Consider the following 19,909-nt stretch of genomic DNA (forward strand, 5'->3'; position numbering starts at 1 on the left):
ACATGGTTATTTCATTAGGCAGCGTTTTGGGCGTGGGTCCGGTATTGTATCGGACTCATACCCTTTAATTTTGCCTTAATTCTCTTATGATTATAGTAAGATATATATTTTGCTAGTTCTTGTTCAAAATGTTCCATATTCTTAAAGTCTTTTCGATATAAAAATTCAGATTTCATAATACCAAAGAAATTTTCGATAACTGCGTTATCGTAACAGTTCCCTTTCCGAGACATACTTTGTGTAATACCACGTTTATGAAGAGAATCACGGTATTTTTTCATTTGATAGTGCCAACCTTGATCGGAATGAATAAGGAGGGCATCCTCATCTGTTAAGCGTTCAAAGGATTGGTCTAACATATTAGAAACAAGGGCGTAGGTTGGCCTTGAACCAATTGTATACGTGATAATTTCACCATTAAACAAGTCCAACATTGGCGATACATATAATTTCTCTCCAAATAATTTAAACTCCGTAATATCCGTGACCCATTTTTCGTTTGGCCTTTCTGCTTTGAAATTACGTTCTAAAATATTAGGGGCAATCTTTCCAACAGTTCCTTTATAAGAGCGATATTTCTTCATACGGACCAAACACTTTAATCCTAATTCTTTCATAATGCGTTGTATCTTTTTGTGATTTATTTTATGTCCACGATTAGTAAGTTCATCACGAATACGGCGATAACCATAACGGCCTTCATGTTCATGATAAACAGCTTGAATTAATACTTTCAAATCTGCATCTGGATCCGGACGTTTGGCATTTTTTAACCAATAATAATATGTGCTACGTGGAATATTGGCAAGCACTAAAAGTGATTGTACCGGAAATTGATGCCTTAATTCATAAACTACTTGCGCTTTGTCTTTTTTTGTGACTTCTGTTTGTTTTGAACTAAGGCATTCAACTTTTTTAAATACGCATTCTCCATACGTAACCTTTCTAACTCCTCTTGGAGTTCTTCAATGGAGCCTTCGACTGGTAATTGCTTTTTCACTATTTTGTGATTTTTATTATTCATAGACGGATGCCTCTTTTCTTTAAGTTGTAGGGCATCCAATCCTTCTGTTTCATAAGCTACTTTCCATTTACGAACCGTTTCATAAGATGGAATATTAAAAATTGCCGCTGTTTCCCTAATAGACGTCCTATTTTCAATCATATAGTTAAGTACGTCTAGTTTAAATTGCGTAGAGTAAGATGTATAGCGTTTTTCAAAAGCTTTTTCACCGGAATATTCATATCGGCTAATCCAGTGATAAAATACCCGCTGATCCACGCCTATAGATTTAGCAATGCTTGTCCCGCCTTCTGGGCCTTCTAAATATCGTTTTACTGCTTGTATTTTTTCTTTTGAAGAAAATTTAGCCATAAAAAAACTGCACCTCCAATTGTTAGTCGTGTCTAACAATTGGGGTGCAGTTCAAATCTGAAGGGACTTTTATAACATTTTCCTTAACTTGATGGATATAGGATAGCACCACATCGCTATTAAGCTAAAAAAACAAAATTCCCTTAAAATGAAAAAAGCTATTTTTTCTGTATATTCCACAAAAAAATAGCTTTTTTTCGTTTTAGTTTGATGGGCGTAAGACAGTATTCCTAGCTGTGTATATCATATACTAGTGAACTACTCGCCACTTAGCAAAGCTTGAAGTGGGAGCTTCTCAGTTCCACGACGAAAGTAACCTTTCGTCTCCCCGAGCGTTACTTCGGGGTGTTCCACCCCTAGATGTCCAACGCTTGGATGCTCTCTTGGTACGGTTGATATTTTACGCAGGAACCGAATGGCTTGGTTTTCGCACTCTATTTTCTTCCTGCAACCTCATATATCAAGTTATCAAAGAACTTCATATAGCTAGTTTATCAAAGGTTTTTGGCTATGCCAAACCAAAATTCATCTCCCACCTACCGTTGGGCTATCGGCCTTCCCACGCTTGAGGAAGGAGAATTCTTTCGGTAAATTCGTTAAAACAAACACCTAAAGATTGTATTGTTTCAACTAACTACAACTTTTAATCAATTCTTCCGTTTTTAAAACTGTGGCAAACTCATCATCTAAAGTTGCTAGTGATACATTATGTATTTGTTTAGACACAAAAATAGGCTGTAGAGAAGACTTTCTTCACAACCTGAGAAAACACTTCTCTTAAGATAGAGAAGTGTTTTTCCTACATTATTGATTAGAGCTAAAAGATTGTGATTTTTTTGCAGCTGATTGTGCATTTTGTTTTTTCACTGCATGCACATCCGTTTCAGTTGCAAATTCTGTACCATAACTAGCATTTGCACTTTGTGCACCTGAAGCTTGTGCTTTCTTTGCCTCTGCTTGTGCATTCGCTTGTTTTACTGCTTGTACATTTGTTTCAGTTGCGAATTCTGTACCATAGCTAGCATTTGTGCTTTGGATGCTAGCGCCAGAAGTTGCCTTATTGTAACCTTGTTGTTTTTTGTTCATCTTTCTCACCTCCACAATCAATAATGTAACCAACCCATTTAATAGCTATTCTTAATTTTATTTTCAAACTTCCGCATATTATTTCAATATTCATTTAAAATACATATTATGGAAATGAAAGTATGTACATAGGACGAGAAATGACTGAACTAACCATGCTTTTAAGAAATGAATGGAAAGAAGAAATATTAATTACATATTAATTTACTCTCTAGTTATATGACTATTGTTGATATTGATCCGCTAAATAGCGCTGTCATATGTACCTATGCTTTTTATAATAAGATGACATTACAATTTTCTAACATAATAGACGTAAAATAGAATAGATTTAAGTAATAACGTTTGGATTGTTATAAAGGAGTGTATAAAATGCAAGGGAATCGGATAAAAAAGAATTCAGCAAGAACAGTTATTCATAATGATATAAATAACTATCCCTATTTAAATATACCTATGATTATCAATGAGAAAGATGGAAAGATTTACGAAGTTTTAAGTGCCGGTTTTCATACTAATGATGCAGTAGCAATGATAACAACGGACGGTTTCGCTACAACTAGGGTAAATACACCGATCGTATCTGTAAAAAACAATGATGGTAGTATTCAAGTATACCGCTTACCTTTAGAACTGGAATATTGGGCACTTTCTTGTATGCGTGCTGCTTCAACAGAAAAAAATCCGTTCCCATGTAAAGTTGCTTTTGGAATCATTGACACTAAATTTCATGTAGAATTCAAATAGAAAAGAAGGGGTTACTCAATTTGAGCCCCTTCTTTCTTCAGTTATATAAACATCAATTCTCTATATTGTTTATAGGAACAAACACATTCATTGCTTCCACTGTTAGAGTCAATTCTCCCCTTTGTTTATCTTCAGGCTTATAAATTTAGCGCAATCTAAGAGCAATATAAGGCTTCATTCCCCAAGTAGTAGATACTGTATTACCACATAACATATTTCTACCAGAATATCTTATTGCCCCTGCTTTAAAGTCAAATGTATCAAATTGTTTAAAGGTTTCTAATGGACTTTTCCCTTGAATTGCTCGTCTAATAACATCTGCAGCCATTTCATTAGCTACTCTCCTCATCTCAGCCGTGAACTTGTGTTGTTCATCAATTTGTAATGATGAAATAGTACGATTTACTAAGTTATTTATCCAGTACAAGAAGGCACTTGGATTAGCACTAAATACAGATACTCCCTGTAATACATCTTTTTCTGCAATGTCATTTGCCCAAGCTGTAACCCAACCGCCATTTTCAATTTTGAGTTCTAAGTCAAACTTATTTGTCAGGTATCCAGTATGACCGTGGCACACAGGAGGATGATGCATTGTATGATCTATCTCATGCCCTAAATATTCTAATCCACTGCTCAGCAAACTCATTCGTTCCAATTCAGAATTATGAATATCGTGTATTGACGTTCCAGTGTATTCATAATTCCAATTACTATAATAACCATAATGACACTCTGGATAAGATAATGGATACAAAGGGGGATATCTAGATAAATATTGTGGAGAGTAATTACTAAATTGACCACATGGAATTATATATGAGCTATATGTTTTAATTAGCATGATAATTCCTCCTATAATTCTATTTTTGAAAGCAATATATGGTAAAAAAGGTTAGTTAGGTACTTGTCTAAATTTAAATGGGGATAAATTGGGGGAATTACTAAAAGGAGAATTTGATAATAATGAACCAAATTTCGAGTATGAGACAGTTTTCTATTTTTTCACGTCTAAAAGAGACTGGCCCATCCAGTTTCAGCATACACATTTCTCTAACGAATTTAATCCAGGAAGGGGAAGAACAAGTTTCTCTTTTTGATAACGTAACGCAGTAAGAACAAGAAATGAATTTAGCGAAAGTAATGGATGGAATGCATGAAAGTCTTGGAAAACCAGTATTTGACGAAGGATTCCCTACACGCATAGCGCCACAACTAGATACAGAAACACGTTTATAGGAGTATCATCAAGAGGAGCTGAAACCGAAATATTTTCCTTTGATCAGAAATAAAAAACAAAAGTTATATATTAAACTTTTAGTTTTTTATTGAATAATTTAGGAACTAAACTGAAACTCTTGCATACTATGTAATTAGGAAAAACAGTTTTGGAAACAAAACGCCCTTTCCATCGGGGCAACCCGAAGGGAAGACCGATGTCTTCCCGCCCTACATAAGAAGATCACCTTAAGGTGGTCTTTTTGGTTCTGGTACAAAAATCATTTAATAACATGCCTATCAGGTTAAGAATATAAATCACCCCCAATATGAAAAGAATGAGCTGATTGGTCATAAATAGTTGTAGTGAGATAAAATTTTTCGTTTAGGGGGGACTTCATAATTTTAGCTTGATAGCGATGGGATCAATCCATCAGAAATAAAAAACAAAAGTTATATATTAAACTTTTAGTTTTTTATTGAATAATTTAGGAACTAAACTGAAACTCTTGCATACTATGTAATTAGGAAAAACAGTTTTGGAAACAAAACGCCCTTTCCATCGGGGCAACCCGAAGGGAAGACCGATGTCTTCCCGCCCTACATAAGAAGATCACCTTAGGGTGGTCTTTTTGGTTCTGGTGCAAAAATCATTTTAATAGGGATATAAAGCCTAAACAGTCTGTGTAATTACAAATTATGATGCAATTCCAAACAACTTTTGTATGAACTTCACCTCATTTTATACAGACTTCACCTGTCGGTGAAGTTGTCCTTTTTTCAGTATGACTCTTGGTCATAGAGCACCATAAATAGTGCTCTTTGTATTTAAATGATGATCTTGTTATAAATTTAATAAAGTTCTTATGAATAGAGCAATCTATATCTAAAAGGAGTAATCATGAAAATTTTAAATATATTGCTCTTTCAATTGGATAGATTGCATTATTCGTGGTGGGCTATATTTTTCTTTAAATACATATACTTTATGAATAAAATTCAATATTCCGGCAACACTACAGATAACATGGTAATCCTTTCTCCGATTTCCTTGCTTGAGCAGTTAACTTTTATTAGCTGCTCTTTAATTTGTAAAAAGAGCACTCATTCAAAAAAACCTACATATAGCGCTATGACTTCCTTTTTCAATTTAATCAATATTTTCTTCCTAAATAATTTTATATTATTATAGTGAACTCAAAAATATTGAGCTATTACGCAGAAACTCCCAGGAATCTAGAAATTTTGATGCATTATAATAATTATATTTAGAAATTTTGTTTATACCTTTTAATTGTTCGTTTTTTAATACTAGCTCACTTATGTTTCTTTATAACTTTTGTATGGTGTTAATGGGCAGAAATGCTATATCCGGAGATTCTTTTTCATATTCCTCCTGAGTCGTTAACTCACCTTTTCACTCAAATTTTTTTGGAATAAGCAAGCATAATCATGAATTTCACTGTTTGTTAACTTAGACTCTCTAGCTAGTTCTAAGCAGATTACTCTACACGATTTATATTCTATTTTAATATCTATATAAATTCTCGATATTGTTTACGCTCTAATTCCAAGTTTTTTGTTGTATTCAGTTTTTAAGTCAATATTTCTTCACGAAGAATCCCATTTTCAGAACAGAAAATACACAATCTAGATTCACATCGTTTTAATCCATCTTTGCAGTAACCAATTTCAAACTTTTCTTTATGAAAATTAGAAATTTGGAAAAGAGAATGTAATAATCAACAGTGAACTACCCGCCTTATGACGTCTTTTCTTTTTTTAAAAGGACCTGCTCAATTACTCTATAAAAACATAAGGTAAAATGAATCCATTAAAATACTTGAGTGATCCCTTGTTTTATCCTCTTACCAAAAGGAGGAACCATTATGGGCTTTGGTGGTAGTTGTGGCGGCTTTGCTGGTGGCTTTGCTTTATTAGTTGTACTATTTATTTTATTAATCATAGTTGGAGCTGCTTGCTTCTGCTAAAAAACCATCAGAAAAGACACTCTTATATGAGTGTCTTTTCTTCATTTCTAAATGGGCTTTCTCATTCATTCTATAAAAACATACAGTAATGTAAATCCAATAAAAAAACAGGGTTTTTGCCAGCATAGAATCCATTGGTACCCCTACGATCCGATGTTAATTCTGTAAACAAACAAAAGATGTGGTCATGTTACAAGAAACAATCAGTCATAGTACATCACAAATCAAACTGCAATATATTGATTAATGAAAGAGGAGAAGATGATATTATTAAACCAATTTTATATTTAAATAAAAAATCCACACTTAACTAGACTCATATACTCACACCATCCCTTCTAGACGAGCATAAGATGTACTAACGAACGAAAGGGGGTAATTTTTATGGGTTTTGGTTTTGGTGGAGGTTGTGATTTCGATAGATGTGATGATCGGAGAGATCATCATAGAGAGCATCATAGAGAGCATCACAGAAAAGAAGAAAACAATAGACAGGAGAATAATAATCCAGAATTATTACAATTCTTAAGAACATTAACTCCTGGTACTTGTATTGTTATTCAATATGATTGTCAACCACCTACAAGTGCAACATTCCAAGGTTTTCAAGGAAACAACGTAATCATTTTATCTGACTTTGATTGTTTCCCGGGATTAGCACGTATTGCAATTAACAAAATTAACGTAATCTCTATAAATTCACCTGATTGTAATCGTTTCTGTTGCAAGCGTAAGCATTGTAGAGAATGTGAAGATCATGATCATAGAGATGATTATTAAAAACGAATGAATAGAAATACCTTTCTTTTAATTTTATAAGCCAATTTGCAGAAAAAACACCTATTAAAAAATAGGTGTTTTTTCTTTCCTAAATTTACTGAACTGAACATAAATAACAAACCATTTCATATAGCGGACATATACTATTGTAAGGTCGGCATCCAAATGACCCAAATAAATACCCATGCCAAGAAATAAAACTACAAAGTATTTCTTGGCACCTTTTACATAAATAAAATAAATATATTAAAAATGTACAAGTTAATTACCAAGTTATTCATATTATATAATTAAGGATTAATAGACCCTATACCACCACTCCATAAAGTTACCTATATATATTTAACTGTCCAAATGTGCAACCCGAATTGAAAATGGTTCGTTTTGAAACAATCAATTCGTGTGCTAATTCTCCCACAGTAAATTTTTTCATTCAATTAACCATCCTAATCATTCCATTTAATCTTTTTGCTCTAGACATCGAATCTCCTACATAGCTATGATATAATTTGGCACCGTTATAATATATAGTCATCGATATTTAAATGATAAAAATAGATACAAAAAACACATGGATAGAAATTTATCTGTATTTTTTTGTTTTATCTAGATTTCTTTAAATTATTTCTAACCGCACTTCCCGATAGAATTCTCCTTACTCCAGCGTCAGCTAAGTGGTGAGCAGTTCACTAACTTCACATTGTAAATCTGCAAAATCCTGATGCCACTCCTAAAACTAGCAAAAAAGTGTTAAATTAACGCTCTTTTATACTTTCTTTAATTACAGATTGTTTTTATCATTGTTTAAAATGTGTTATAAACTTGTTCACAAGTTGCGGCTGTTGGCTGAAAAAAACAGTGTTTTTTAAAACGCCCGACAAAAGGCTGATTATACCATTGTTGAGGACAATCACCTGGTGGTCTAAAATACCATAAACTAAATTTCCCAGGCCAGTACCTCTCTCCATTGATTACTCGACGAGCTAAGCTTTTTTCACTTTCTCTTGCTCTTTGATAGAAATAACCGTGAGTAACAGCTTCAAATGCGTGTTCTTGGTAAATCATTTGTCTAATGGTACGAAGATTTTTAAAATCGGAACAATTGGCTCTTATTCGGTTAATTCCTACATTTCCGACGAGCAACATACCCTGAGTTCCTTCTCCTTCGGCTTCTGCTCTCAGTAATCTTGCTAAAAGTGCAATATCTGCATCTGTTGCGTTAACAACCCCCATGACTTCACCTCCATTATATTTTCTTCTTATAGTATTGCTTATTAGTCAGGATAATGACTTTTTCACATAATATAGATTGTTATGTCTACGAAGGATGAAAGATAATTACTCTTGAATAGGAAGGATGATGGTACTTGAATATAGACTCTTTCATGGAAGGATTTGTATTGTCATTGGTATGAGTCTTAAAGATGGAACGACAGGTGAAGAAAAATTGCTAAATAAACTCATGAATAAAGGTATTTATAAGGATTATGTAGTTTCAATAGTTGGGGTTACTTATTTACATTTACTTTTGAGAAATACGATTCAAGTTAGTATTTTATCTTTTTCCGACATACGTCTCCTCAAAATAAATAAAGAGACACTTGTCTCTCTTCAAAAAAGTACTTTTGAGAATTTCAAATTGCCCCTCTTAGTATCAAACCTAGAACGGCCATAATTATCGTACTGATAATAATCCGTAAAATCCAAGAGGTATTCGTGCTGATTTTTTCTAATTGTTTATTAATTGTAGAAATGTCTTTCTCGTTAATTATTGTTCGAGTTTCTAAATTACGAATATCACGCATGATCTCTTTTTGTTCCGATTTTAGACTGTCAATTTTCACATTTAAGTCTTCCATATACTCACATCCTTTGGATATTTTAATAGAACAATCCCTATATATTATGAGACAAGCTTTTTCGATGTGAATGTATGGAAGTTATTTTCATGTCAAAGCCTTATTATATATATCTTTCCCAATCCTATTTACCATTACTAAACTAGTACAAACATTTGTTAATTGGCTGGTGGCTGTACTAGTTAATTGGAGTCGGTTGTTTTGTTAGAACATAAAAAGTTCAGAAAATCCATGAACAAAAAAACGAGTACTGTGAAGAAACACGCTCTTTCAAAGGATTTCACCAATTTCTACGGTTATCACGATTGCAGTCATGAACATGTACGTCTACGATGGCATTCATCACAATCGCAGTTACGTTCACGTCTACAACGACGGTCGTTACAACTTTTATATCTGCACTGGCAGAACATTAAATGCCCATTTGGTTCAATAAAAAAAGAGCACCCATAGCAGTGGATGCTCTTAATGTGATTAGGAGTTTTAACTGAGTATCAAAATAGAATAGAAGCGGTTGAGCTCGTCCTACACTTTAATATATGCTTATTCTTCTCGAAAGGTGAAAAGTAAAAAGACACCTTAATTAGGTGTCCTTTCGGGGTATAAGGAGTAATTTATATGTTAGAAAAACCTTTCTGTATCATTGTATGATTATCAATTCTCATTATACTTAGAATCAGTTTTAAATACACTCATTGTATAATTTAAATATCACAAAGAAAAAGCACCCGTTATGGATGCTTTTTCTTAAATATTCTTATTCAACCACCTGATCTAGTTTCTGCTTAACCAACTTTTCGAACATTCTTCACATTTTTTGAAATCATAGTTAATGATCTATCTAGTAAGCTTTCAGGAGCCAATCTCACTGCAACTGCGCTAACTTATCGTTTGGAGTCCCTAGATTTCTTGGGGTTATACATATGAACTTGTCAATTTATAGTTGTTGCTCTCGGTCTGCCATGTGCGACAGGTTCAGTTAGTATTGTAAATTTAATCATTTAGACTAGTAACCTCACTTTCTTCTAAAAGGATTATTTTGTTTAATTCTCACCACTAATCATCAAAATATCTTGTAATCGTTATATAATGAATTGAATTTAAGATTAGAAGTAGGTAAAATGCTAGATACACTAGAGCTCACTCTTTTCATCCTTATAGCAATTAGTGCTATTGGATATTTAATACAAGAATTTCAAAAAAACAGGAAAAGAACACTTGGAATTTCACTAGAATTTTTAGTTCTTTTCTGGTCAATATGGAGAATATCGACTATCATAATCTAATTTAAAGAATATAATCTCCTCTGAATAAAACTCAATATTACGTCAATACTGTATATGACATTAGATTTTCTCCTTGTTCCCCCTTGGAGATGAGCAGTTATCTTTTACTAGCTGCTCTTTTTATGTTTTAAGTGAATAAAATTCTAAGCATTGTCTAACACTGTAGATAAGGCTTTAAAAAGTCGATTTCTCCCACTCTAGCTTTCTTGGTCGAGAGACGAGCAGTTAGCTTTTGCTAGCTGCTCTTTTATTGCTTGTCCACTTCAACCCATTCACCATCGTATATCATCCAACCACCATGATCGTACAATTCTTCTTGCACTTTCCTTTTCCTTCGCTTCACACTTTCGATACGTTCTTTAATTTTCCTCAATGATTCTTGTGCTTTTATATAATCGCTTTCCAGCTTCATGGTTTGCTTTTCGCAAACTTCACCTTATATGACGAGCAATCATAGGAGGTGAAGTTATGAATGAAGAAAATATTGTTTTACGTGGAGCTGCTGTTGGATCAAGTTTAATTGGTTCAACACTCCCACCTATTTTTCGTCATTCACTTTACCAATAGGTCCAACAGGTTCAACGGTATTGACTCAGGAAGCAGACCCCTTATATATATATTGAAAGCTGTTTGGAGTGAACCCATGTTCCTTATATATTTTGGAATGGGTTTATATTTGTGACATAAGGGCCTTTGTTTCTTTTTATTTTTAAGGACTTTTTCCCCATACTTGTGTGTTAGCTAATTCATAAGCTATAGAGTGTAAGTGTGTGTATAATAAGGATGGTGTAAAAATGAGTAAATTTAAAAAGAACTTTCATATTCCGTGCGAATGTTTCTTCCCCCCTTTACCTATACCCGAAATTGGTCCAATAGCAACTTATGGTAACTTTTGGCAATCGGAGTTTATTACAGTTCCTGCTGGAGGGCTTTTTTCTTTTAACCAGATTGGACCAATTGCAGGGGGAGTTTCTTTATTAAACCCTACCACAATTAGCATCACACAAGCTGGTGATTATCAAGTGGATTTCATTGCCTCAATTGATTCGAGTTTGATTTCTTCATTTCCTTACGAGGCTGGTATTTCTATACTCTTAAATAATAATCCTATACCGAATGCTCAGGGAAGTTTTGGTATTATAATCGAAAATTCAGTGAGTATAACTTGTAATCAACTTACTGGTCAATTGATTTTGTCAGTTCCAGCCAATTCAACACTTCATCTTACAAATATCGGAAATAACAATATTTCAACCTGTGATAATGGTATAAACGCCATAGAATTAACTATTATCAAATTAAACTAGTAATAGTATTCTTCAAAACTAGGTGCTGTTAGGGTACCTAGTTCTCAGTTTAAATAAAATTTTTATTCATTCATCTCACTTAAATAAAGGGACTCTAATAAAATAAGCATATATTAACGTATAAGGTATATCACTCATAGATGTTGATGTTGAATAAAGTTTGATTAAAAGTATGCTGCAAACGTTGATTTTATAGTAGAAGAAACCCACCCATTTTGTTCAATAAAAAGAGAGCATCCAAGGCTGTAGATGCTCTTAATGTGATAAGGAGTTTTAACTGAAAATCGGAATAAAGGTGGAGCGGTTAAGCTCGTCCTATACTTTAATATATGCTTATCCTTCTTGAAAGGTGAAAAGTAAAAAGACACCTTAATTTGGAGTGACCCCTGTCAAGTAGACAGTATTCAAAAAACACAATTAAGCAACCTGAGTTCTATATTTATATGGACTCAGGTTATTTAGTTTCTTTTGGAACCTGTGGTGATTATAAAAGTATATATATTTGCGCACAGCAAACTTAACCTCATCAGCTGTGCGGAAAGAGTATAGGTGAAAACACTCTGACTTAAAGTGACTGAAGAAGCTTTCTATACAAGCATTGTCCCAACAGTTCCCCTTTCTGGACATACTAGCCTTCATCTGATATTTTTTGAGTAGTTGAGTATATTGACGAGATGTGTACTGGAACCCCTGATCACTATGCAGGAGAATCCCTTTCACGTTTCGTTTTTTTCTTGCCTTTTTAAGTGTGTCTAGTACTAGTTTCAGGTCATTTCTACGGCTAATTTCATAGGCAACAATTTCATTGTTGTATAGGTCTTTAATAGCGGATAAGTACAATCTCTGTCCATTGAAAATCAAATAGGTAATATCTGTTACCCATTTTTCGTTTGGTTTGGAAGCTTGAAAATCCCTGTTCAGATGGTTATCTGAAATCACGTAAGCCTCTTTCTTCCCGTAATAAGGTCGTTTTCTCCTAATAATGGCTTTGATACCTAGTTCACCCATCAACCTTTGTATACGTTTGTGATTAAAATGAAGGTTATAAGTAGCTTTCAGCCAAACTTGTACTCTCCTGTATCCATAAATCCCTTTAAGTTTTTTATGACACTCCAATACCTTCTTTTTTATTTCGGTATCCTCCAATTGTTTTTCAGAAGGCATCAACTGTCGCTTTATCCATTTGTAGTACCCACCTCTAGTTACTCCAGCGATATCACATAGAATGGTAACTGCATAACCTTTTTCTGATAGCCCTTTGATGGCTTCAAACTTCTTCGTTTTTGGTACAGATTCCACTCCTCCTTTTACATCCCTAAGAGCTTTTTTAACATTTCATTCTCCGCTTCTAATCGTTTCATTTTAGCTTCTGGATCTTCTGGATTGGTTTTTGGTCTACCTATACCTGGACCTTTCGTTTTACCACGTTTTTCTTCTAGTCCTTTGATACCTTCAGCTTCAAAGTGTTTCACCCAACGTCTTACTACCGAGTGATCAATTCCTAATTCTTTAGCAACCGTTTTGTATCCCATTCCTTCTTTCAAGTATAAATCTACTGCTTTTTTCTTAAATTCTATATCATAAGTTACTCTAATTTTGCCCATAGAAAAATCCCCTCCATAGTAAACAGATTAATGTGCTTTCTTTTTACTGTCTACTATAAGGGGATCATATCAATTAGGTGTCTTTTTGATGTATAAGAGGTAGCTACCTGGAAAAGACCTTTCTGTATCATTATATGATTATCAATTCTCGTTATACCTGAAATGGCTGTTAAATACGTTTATTGTGTATTTTGATAGTAATTGATTTTTTCGCGAATAGCGGACGCAATAAATTCATCAATAGTGCTGTGTGTTTCTTCGACTATTTTATTAAGTACTTGATATTCTTTACTGGACATCGTAACTGGTTTTGTCACACTGCTGCTATCTAAATAGACGCTATTATTAACACGCTTCACTAATTTTCCTTCAATTAAATATGGTGAGAGGCTCTCAATCCACTCCATTTGCATACCCATAGGCAATTCAATAAGTGATTGTCGTACATCTAAATACCAAAAGCCTTCCTCTTCTGAAATCTTTATATTTCTTGGTGAGACATATTGGAGTATTAAGTCAACTTTTTGGAAAGTACTACTACGTAATTGATCAGACTTAGGTAAACGGAACTTAATAAATCTTTGATGATGGCTCCGAGGTTTATCAGTCAACTCATAAGCTTGTTCATATCCTAATTTTTTTGCTTCTTTTAAGGTAAATTCATTTCCGAACTCATCAATTAACATAATATCTCCACGCTTTGGAATAGAAATGACCCTTGCTATCGTATTCCCCTGCATGTATCTATGGAATAAAACGGTATTATACTTTTGAGAGTATGTATAAAGTGCATTTGCCTGATCTAATCGATGTACAAGCTTAAGTAACTCTTCTTCTCGTATGAATTTAGTTTCACGATTACGGTATTCTTGTATAATGGCTGTTAATTCCCCATCTTTTAGCCATCTTTCTAATTGATATGTACTTACATCATATTTTTTACTAGCCTGGTACAGAGTAATACCTTCAGGTTCTCTTGCTTTTTTTATTGCTTCTACATCCGCTCTTCTGAAAAGGAAACTCCCATCTAATCGCCATGTATCTTTGTTAATTGGAACTAATTGCCCTTTCTTTACAAGTTTATTCACAATAAAATTACTAATCTCCAAAAACTCCCTTACTTCTGTTGTATTCATATTGAGATGCTGATTTTCATCCATATTATTTCTCCTTATGTATTTAATTTATATTTAATAAATTTATTGATTAAATTTAATTTTAATTTCAAAAATATATAATTGAATTTATTATATCATAGGCAACGCTTATTTTTTTTACATAGATAAATAAATTCTTTTTTCGTTTACTAATTAAATTAATTTTCATAAGTAATTAAATCTTCTTTCGGTCTATTTATAAATTGAATTTTATTATGAACATAGAAAATGGTAGATTTTCTATATTTATTCGTTAGTTTCATTTTTATAAAATTTAATCTTACTTTGTAAGTAACTTTTAATGTAATTCAGTTATAATATTAGATATAAAGGGAATTAATATGGAGTTGATTAACAATGAATTTTAAATTAAATACAATTCATAGTGAAACTTATTTAGAAAATATAGAGAAACAAAAACAAAATTTCTCAAACATAATTGCGATATGGAATCAAGATTATATAAATGAAGCTGAATTTAAAAAGGAAAATAACGAAAGAGAGGATTCCTATACATATGAGGGATTTTCAGATGAAGAAATATTGTATTACTATTTAAATCGGCAAACACATTTTGACCAAGAAAAACGTATAAAGGATGCATCCAGGACTCTATATGCTCGTGATCTAAGTCAATTTTATTTTTTTATTAAGCAAAGCACAGAGTTTCTGCAGCAAGATGTAAAGGATTATGAAGTTGGCCAAGTTTGGAGGAATCTTAGAAAACGGCATATCCGTAACTACCAAAAGTGGTTGTCACGAGAGGCTATCTCTTACCAATCAAAAGAAAAATATAAAGTATCTACAATTAGTCGAAAGCTTGGAGTTATACGTTCTTATTTAAGATGGTTATATGAGATCCAATATATTCAGCAACCTCTTCATGTAGAGATATTAAGTACAACAGTAGGAAAACAGCAAAAACAAAAGCGAGAGTTATCCTATGAGGAAGTGAAACAGTTGCTTCATTACTATAAGGATAATGAAATTAATTATGCTTTATTATCGGTCCTAGCTACTACGGGATTACGTGTTGCAGAAGTGGCCCATGCAAAGTGGGAAGATCTTGAGTATGACGCTATACGTGGACGTTACTATTTAATAGTTGATACAAAGGGAGATAATGAACGGATTGTTTCTATTAATAAGGAGATTTTCAATCGGATTGTTTCGTTTCGAATCCGGAGACGATTACCTGTGGACATTGGAAATAAAAATGGTGAGACTATATTTCAAACAAAGAATCATACTGCTTATAAAGAAAATTATTTATCACAATATATTTCTAAAATCATTAAGGATACAAAGTTACCCTTTACGGAGAATATACGAATCACTCCCCACTTTTTTAGACATTTTTATGTGCAGTACTTATACGACTACAAAGGACTAGCACCTCATGTAATAGCGGCCGCAGTAGGTCATAAAAATGACCGGACAACAAAAGAAAACTACCTAAAACAAAGATTAACGAAAGATAACGATGCTGGCAATCTAATTAAGGAAGATGAATTCTAATTTCGTTCATATTAAGATTAATTGTATAATTTATATACAACAAAGAAAAAGCACCCGTTATGGATGCTTTTTTATATGAACGAAATATACATTTAATTGGTGGTGTTTGCGTTGATATAGATTTTAGCGAAAAAATATTAGTAAGGGTGACCATTATATCATTGATACGAACTAGCTTGTTTTTTGATTATTTTCCATTCAGTGAACTACTCGCCACTTAGCAAAGCTTGAAGTGGGAGCTTCTCAGTTCCACGACGAAAGTAACCTTTCGTCTCCCTGAGCGTTACTTCGGGGTGTTCCACCCCTAGATGTCCAACGTTTGGATGCTCTCTTGGTACGGTTGATATTTTACGCAGGAACCGAATGGCTTGGTTTTCGCACTCTATTTTCTTCCTGCAACCTCATATATCAAGTTATCAAAGAACTTCATATAGTTAGTTTATCAAAGGTTTTTGGCTATGCCAAACCAAAATTCATCTCCACCTACCGTTGGGCTATCGCCCTTCCCACGCTTGAGGAAGGAGAATTCTTTCGGTAAATTCGTTAAAATAAGACCCCTTAATCGTTCGGAATTCATTTTAAATTTATACTCTTTCCCACCCTTCATAAACACTTTACTCCACTCCTGTATTGTTAATTTATTTGCACAATTCAATTCAAATTTACATATGCTACTTATGCACATGTATATGTATTCAACTCACATTTGGACGTGTGGTTTGAAACCTACTTTTTAAAAAGCGCTATCTAAGCGCTTTTTTTCATGTGTAAATAATCTCTACAAAATGAATTTTTTATTATATTCTCTTCCAAATAACATTTCCAATCCGGTCTTCTATACTATAACTGTGACTTTAAAGTTACACAACCTAACCTGTAAGACCTAATTTTCTTTTGTACAACAAATGGAATAGGAGCGGTTAAGCTCGTCCTATACTTTAGTATGCTTATTCTTCTTGAAAGGTGAAAAGTAAAAAGACACCTTAATGAGGTGTCTTTTCAGAGTGCCAGAGATAATTTATATGTTGGATACATCTTTCTATATCATTGTATGACCATTAATTCTTGTTATGCCTAAAAAGGTTTTAAATACGTTGATTGTGTAGTTTCAATATAACAAAGAATAAGAACCTGTTATAGACAATTTTTTATACGAACAAGATATAAAATTTAATTGGTGATGTATGCGTTGATATAAATTTTAGCGAAGAAATATTAGTAGACCTAATCATTACATCATTGATACGAGCCAGCTTGTTTTCAATTATTTCCCATATATTTAAATAAGACCTATTAATTGCTCGGAATTCCTATTGGATTTGTACTCTGTCCCACCGTTCATAAACACTTTTACTCTACTCCTGTATTGTTAATTTATGTGCACAATTCAATTCAAGTTTACATATGCTACACATGCCTGCAGATTACATATGGGCAGGTGTAATCTGAAGCCTACCTTTTAAAGAGCGCTATATAAGCGCTCTTTTTATGTGTATATAATCTCTACAAAATGATATTTTTGTTATATTCCCTTCCGAATAACATTTCCAATCCGGTTTATACTATAACTGTGACTTTAAAGTTACAAAATCTAACTTGTAGGGCCTAATTTTCTTTTGTACAACAAGTGGTTAGCTAATCAAGCTGGCTACTTTGTTGTGTCAAATGAAGTTTTTACTCGGATTTACGCGTCACTTCTTCTATCAGCTAAGATACGATATTAAAATCATTAGCTTCACACCTTAAGGATGTTCCGCTCAAAAAACACTCCCTCATATCCTCAATTATTTCTTCAGCAACTTCAATTCGTTCCATACCAATTACACACCTTTTTAGAGTAATAGTATCAGTATGTCCAAGTTTTATAGATTTTTCGCACCAGAACCAAAAATAATATTATTAAACCATTTTCATATTTACATAAAAAATCCACACTTAACTAGACTCCTATACTCACACCATCCTTTCTAGACGAGCATAAGATGTACTAACGAACGAAAGGGGGTAATTTTTATGGGTTTTGGTTTTGGTGGAGGTTGTGATTTCGATAGATGTGATGATCGGAGAGATCATCACAGAAAAGAAGAAAGAGAAGACAATAGAAGAGAAATGAATAACAATCCAGAGTTATTACAATTCTTACACACATTAACTCCTGGTACTTGTATTGTTATTCAATATGATCGTCAACCACCTACAAGTGCAACATTCCAAGGTTTTCAAGGAAACAACGTAATCATTTTATCTGACTTTGATTGTTTCCCGGGATTAGCACGTATTGCAATTAATAAAATTAACGTAGTCTCTATAAATTCACCTGATTGTGATCGTTTCTGTTGTAAACGTCGCAGACATTGTAAAGAACATGAAGAACATAAACATGATCATAGAGAAGATTAATAAGTTTTAATTAAAAGAAAAAGCTTTCCCTTAATTTATAAGCCAATTTGCAAGAAAAACACCTATTAAAAAATAGGTGTTTTTCTATTCTAAATTATACTTAACTGAACATAAATAACAAACCATTTCATATAGCGGACATATACTATTGTAAGGTCGGCATCCAAATGACCCAAATAAATACCCATGCCAAGAAATAAAACTACAAAGTATTTCTTGGCACCTTTTACATAAAATAAAAAAATGTATTAAAAGTGTACAAACCTAATTGAAAATCTACACATATAATGTACCCTACCTCTCTTATTATCTCCTTAAAGGGATTTATCTTATATAAATCCCTTCTTTAAGTGTTTAAATATTTCATTTAATCTATATAAGTTGAATTAAAAGGTTACAGCTACTGTTTGTCGAAATATAATAAGTAACATATATTGACAAATGGAGCGGAGCAAAATGACACATGTACACCAAAACGAAAAAGAAAGCCTACTTGTAGCAATGAAAACGACTAAAACGAAACGAATGTATGAACGTTATCAAACGATCTATTTCTATGTACAAGGCTTTTCTATAAAAGAAATAATGAACATGATTGGTCGTTCTGAAAAAACAATCTATAATTATGTGAATGCTTACAAAGAAAAAGGATTGCATGGCTTACTCATGGGACAATCAACAGGAGCACCACGTAAATTAGCCCCTGAACAAGAACAGGAGTTAGTTCAAGTGATTGCATCTCATCTACCCGTTGATGTTGGATTTCCAGCTAAACATAATTGGACTTTATCCATTATCGCTTCTTTCATTAAAAGAGAATGGAACGTAAGTTACACACTTCGCGGGGTGTCTCGACTTTTACATGATTTAGGGCTTAGTTACACAAAACCGACGTATACATTAGCGAAAGCAGACCCGGTGAAACAACAAGAGTTTAGGGAAGTTACCTTCCCCGCCTATAAAAAAACTTTTAAACGAGGAGATTGACCATCTTCTGTTTCAAGATGAGTCCATGATCCGCGATTACCAAGCACTGCAGCATACATGGTTTTTAAAAGGAAAACAACGCAGTATTCCTACTTATGGGAAACACCAAGGTGTTAAACTTATTGGTACACTTAATTATGAAACCGGTGAGTTAGTTTGTGTAGAAGAGGAGCGGTATGATGCCGAAGCATTTCTTCGTTTTCTTCAGCATGTACTTGAACTGTATCCCAACGGGAAAATAGCTCTTATTCTAGATAATGCGCGTATTCATCATGCGAAGCTCATCCAACCACTTTTAAGGAAACACTGTCATCGCTTAGAATTAGTGTTTTTACCTCCCTACAGTCCCGATTTAAATTTAATTGAAGGGGTATGGAAATGGCTCAAATCAGACATCATTCATAATGTTTTTTATTCATCGATTTATGAAATTCAAAAAAATGTACAGGCTTTTATTCAGGAATTAAATCGCACACCTGAAAAAGTGATCGATCGATTATGCATTCGATTGTAATCTTTTAATTCAACTCATACAGATTTCACTTTTCTATTTCTCCTCACATAAAAATCAATCGGGATTTCTTCGGCATCCAC

At 33.3% G+C, this 19,909-nt stretch carries 16 protein-coding genes and 4 pseudogenes; 9 read left to right on the plus strand and 11 right to left on the minus strand.

Going from position 1 to position 19,909, the window contains the following annotated elements; all coding sequences use genetic code 11:
- Nucleotides 1-14: 14 nt before the first annotated feature.
- Nucleotides 15-1,375 (minus strand): IS3 family transposase gene (locus tag ACP6L7_RS35965; RefSeq protein WP_430528870.1). Its coding sequence is split into 2 segments (ribosomal slippage): nt 15-919 and nt 919-1,375, totalling 1,362 coding nucleotides; the frame shifts between segments, so codons are not numbered across the junction.
- A gap of 804 nt (nt 1,376-2,179) precedes the next feature.
- Nucleotides 2,180-2,461, minus strand: a complete 282-nt coding sequence (locus tag ACP6L7_RS35970) for a gamma-type small acid-soluble spore protein (RefSeq protein WP_097833054.1) — start codon at nt 2,459-2,461, stop codon at nt 2,180-2,182.
- 204 nt (nt 2,462-2,665) lie between these two features.
- Between ACP6L7_RS35970 and ACP6L7_RS35975 the strand changes: the two are divergent.
- Together ACP6L7_RS35975 and ACP6L7_RS35980 are read left to right on the plus strand one after the other, a co-directional pair.
- A pseudogene (locus ACP6L7_RS35975) lies at nt 2,666-2,785 on the plus strand (YolD-like family protein); the annotation flags it as partial.
- 48 nt (nt 2,786-2,833) lie between these two features.
- The gene (locus ACP6L7_RS35980; RefSeq protein ID WP_098361764.1) at nt 2,834-3,208 is read left to right on the plus strand and encodes a hypothetical protein; all 375 of its coding nucleotides are present in this window, start codon (nt 2,834-2,836) and stop codon (nt 3,206-3,208) included.
- A 145-nt stretch (nt 3,209-3,353) separates the two neighbouring features.
- Here ACP6L7_RS35980 and ACP6L7_RS35985 read toward each other — a convergent pair whose 3' ends face one another.
- Complete coding sequence (locus ACP6L7_RS35985) at nt 3,354-4,052, minus strand: hypothetical protein (RefSeq protein ID WP_097833056.1); 699 nt, start codon at nt 4,050-4,052, stop codon at nt 3,354-3,356.
- A gap of 158 nt (nt 4,053-4,210) precedes the next feature.
- Here ACP6L7_RS35985 and ACP6L7_RS35990 point away from each other — a divergent pair.
- A pseudogene (locus ACP6L7_RS35990) lies at nt 4,211-4,500 on the plus strand (hypothetical protein); the annotation flags it as partial.
- A gap of 623 nt (nt 4,501-5,123) precedes the next feature.
- On the opposite strand, the pseudogene ACP6L7_RS35995 reads toward ACP6L7_RS35990, so the two are convergent.
- Nucleotides 5,124-5,213 (minus strand): annotated as a pseudogene (locus tag ACP6L7_RS35995) (IS6 family transposase); the annotation flags it as partial.
- A gap of 1,102 nt (nt 5,214-6,315) precedes the next feature.
- On the opposite strand from ACP6L7_RS35995, the gene ACP6L7_RS36000 reads away from it, so the two are divergent.
- Both ACP6L7_RS36000 and ACP6L7_RS36005 read left to right on the plus strand, forming a co-directional pair.
- Nucleotides 6,316-6,417, plus strand: a complete 102-nt coding sequence (locus tag ACP6L7_RS36000) for a YjcZ family sporulation protein (protein WP_071720039.1) — start codon at nt 6,316-6,318, stop codon at nt 6,415-6,417.
- A 384-nt stretch (nt 6,418-6,801) separates the two neighbouring features.
- Nucleotides 6,802-7,197 carry a hypothetical protein gene (locus tag ACP6L7_RS36005; RefSeq protein ID WP_430529895.1) on the plus strand — a complete coding sequence of 132 codons (396 nt, stop codon included), beginning with the start codon at nt 6,802-6,804 and terminating at the stop codon, nt 7,195-7,197.
- Nucleotides 7,198-8,001: 804 nt separating this feature from the next.
- Here the strand turns inward: ACP6L7_RS36005 and ACP6L7_RS36010 are convergent.
- The 4 genes and pseudogenes from ACP6L7_RS36010 to ACP6L7_RS36025 all read right to left on the minus strand — a co-directional run bounded on the left by ACP6L7_RS36010 (nt 8,002) and on the right by ACP6L7_RS36025 (nt 10,754).
- Nucleotides 8,002-8,430: a cell wall hydrolase gene (locus ACP6L7_RS36010; RefSeq protein ID WP_097833058.1), complete on the minus strand. Its 429-nt coding sequence runs from the start codon at nt 8,428-8,430 to the stop codon at nt 8,002-8,004.
- A 401-nt stretch (nt 8,431-8,831) separates the two neighbouring features.
- Nucleotides 8,832-9,056, minus strand: a complete 225-nt coding sequence (locus tag ACP6L7_RS36015; RefSeq protein ID WP_097833059.1) for a hemolysin XhlA family protein — start codon at nt 9,054-9,056, stop codon at nt 8,832-8,834.
- A gap of 280 nt (nt 9,057-9,336) precedes the next feature.
- Nucleotides 9,337-9,517, minus strand: a pseudogene (locus ACP6L7_RS36020) (hypothetical protein).
- A gap of 1,072 nt (nt 9,518-10,589) precedes the next feature.
- Nucleotides 10,590-10,754, minus strand: coding sequence for a hypothetical protein (locus ACP6L7_RS36025; RefSeq protein ID WP_170961026.1), 165 nt, complete (start codon nt 10,752-10,754; stop codon nt 10,590-10,592).
- Between the two features lie 382 nt (nt 10,755-11,136).
- On the opposite strand from ACP6L7_RS36025, the gene ACP6L7_RS36030 reads away from it, so the two are divergent.
- Nucleotides 11,137-11,649 carry an exosporium leader peptide-containing protein gene (locus tag ACP6L7_RS36030; RefSeq protein ID WP_430529896.1) on the plus strand — a complete coding sequence of 171 codons (513 nt, stop codon included), beginning with the start codon at nt 11,137-11,139 and terminating at the stop codon, nt 11,647-11,649.
- Between the two features lie 417 nt (nt 11,650-12,066).
- Here ACP6L7_RS36030 and ACP6L7_RS36035 read toward each other — a convergent pair whose 3' ends face one another.
- From ACP6L7_RS36035 to ACP6L7_RS36045, 3 genes are all read right to left on the minus strand, one after another.
- Entirely contained in the window at nt 12,067-12,948 is an 882-nt protein-coding gene (locus ACP6L7_RS36035; RefSeq protein WP_430528867.1) for an IS3 family transposase, read from the minus strand.
- 8 nt (nt 12,949-12,956) lie between these two features.
- Nucleotides 12,957-13,253 (minus strand): transposase, encoded by a 297-nt coding sequence (locus ACP6L7_RS36040; RefSeq protein ID WP_000516528.1) that lies wholly within the window; start codon nt 13,251-13,253, stop codon nt 12,957-12,959.
- A 179-nt stretch (nt 13,254-13,432) separates the two neighbouring features.
- The gene (locus tag ACP6L7_RS36045) at nt 13,433-14,413 is read right to left on the minus strand and encodes a DNA-binding protein (RefSeq protein ID WP_430529897.1); all 981 of its coding nucleotides are present in this window, start codon (nt 14,411-14,413) and stop codon (nt 13,433-13,435) included.
- Between the two features lie 354 nt (nt 14,414-14,767).
- On the opposite strand from ACP6L7_RS36045, the gene ACP6L7_RS36050 reads away from it, so the two are divergent.
- From ACP6L7_RS36050 to ACP6L7_RS36060, 3 genes are all read left to right on the plus strand, one after another.
- Nucleotides 14,768-15,928 (plus strand): tyrosine-type recombinase/integrase, encoded by a 1,161-nt coding sequence (locus ACP6L7_RS36050; protein WP_430529898.1) that lies wholly within the window; start codon nt 14,768-14,770, stop codon nt 15,926-15,928.
- A 2,013-nt stretch (nt 15,929-17,941) separates the two neighbouring features.
- Nucleotides 17,942-18,328, plus strand: a complete 387-nt coding sequence (locus tag ACP6L7_RS36055; RefSeq protein ID WP_430529899.1) for a hypothetical protein — start codon at nt 17,942-17,944, stop codon at nt 18,326-18,328.
- Nucleotides 18,329-18,784: 456 nt separating this feature from the next.
- Nucleotides 18,785-19,829 (plus strand): IS630 family transposase gene (locus tag ACP6L7_RS36060; protein WP_430529657.1). Its coding sequence is split into 2 segments (ribosomal slippage): nt 18,785-19,279 and nt 19,281-19,829, totalling 1,044 coding nucleotides; the frame shifts between segments, so codons are not numbered across the junction.
- The last annotated feature ends 80 nt before the right edge of the window (nt 19,830-19,909 follow it).

Source organism: Bacillus silvicola, assembly GCF_050524305.1.
Lineage (GTDB): Bacteria > Bacillota > Bacilli > Bacillales > Bacillaceae_G > Bacillus_A > Bacillus_A cereus_AT.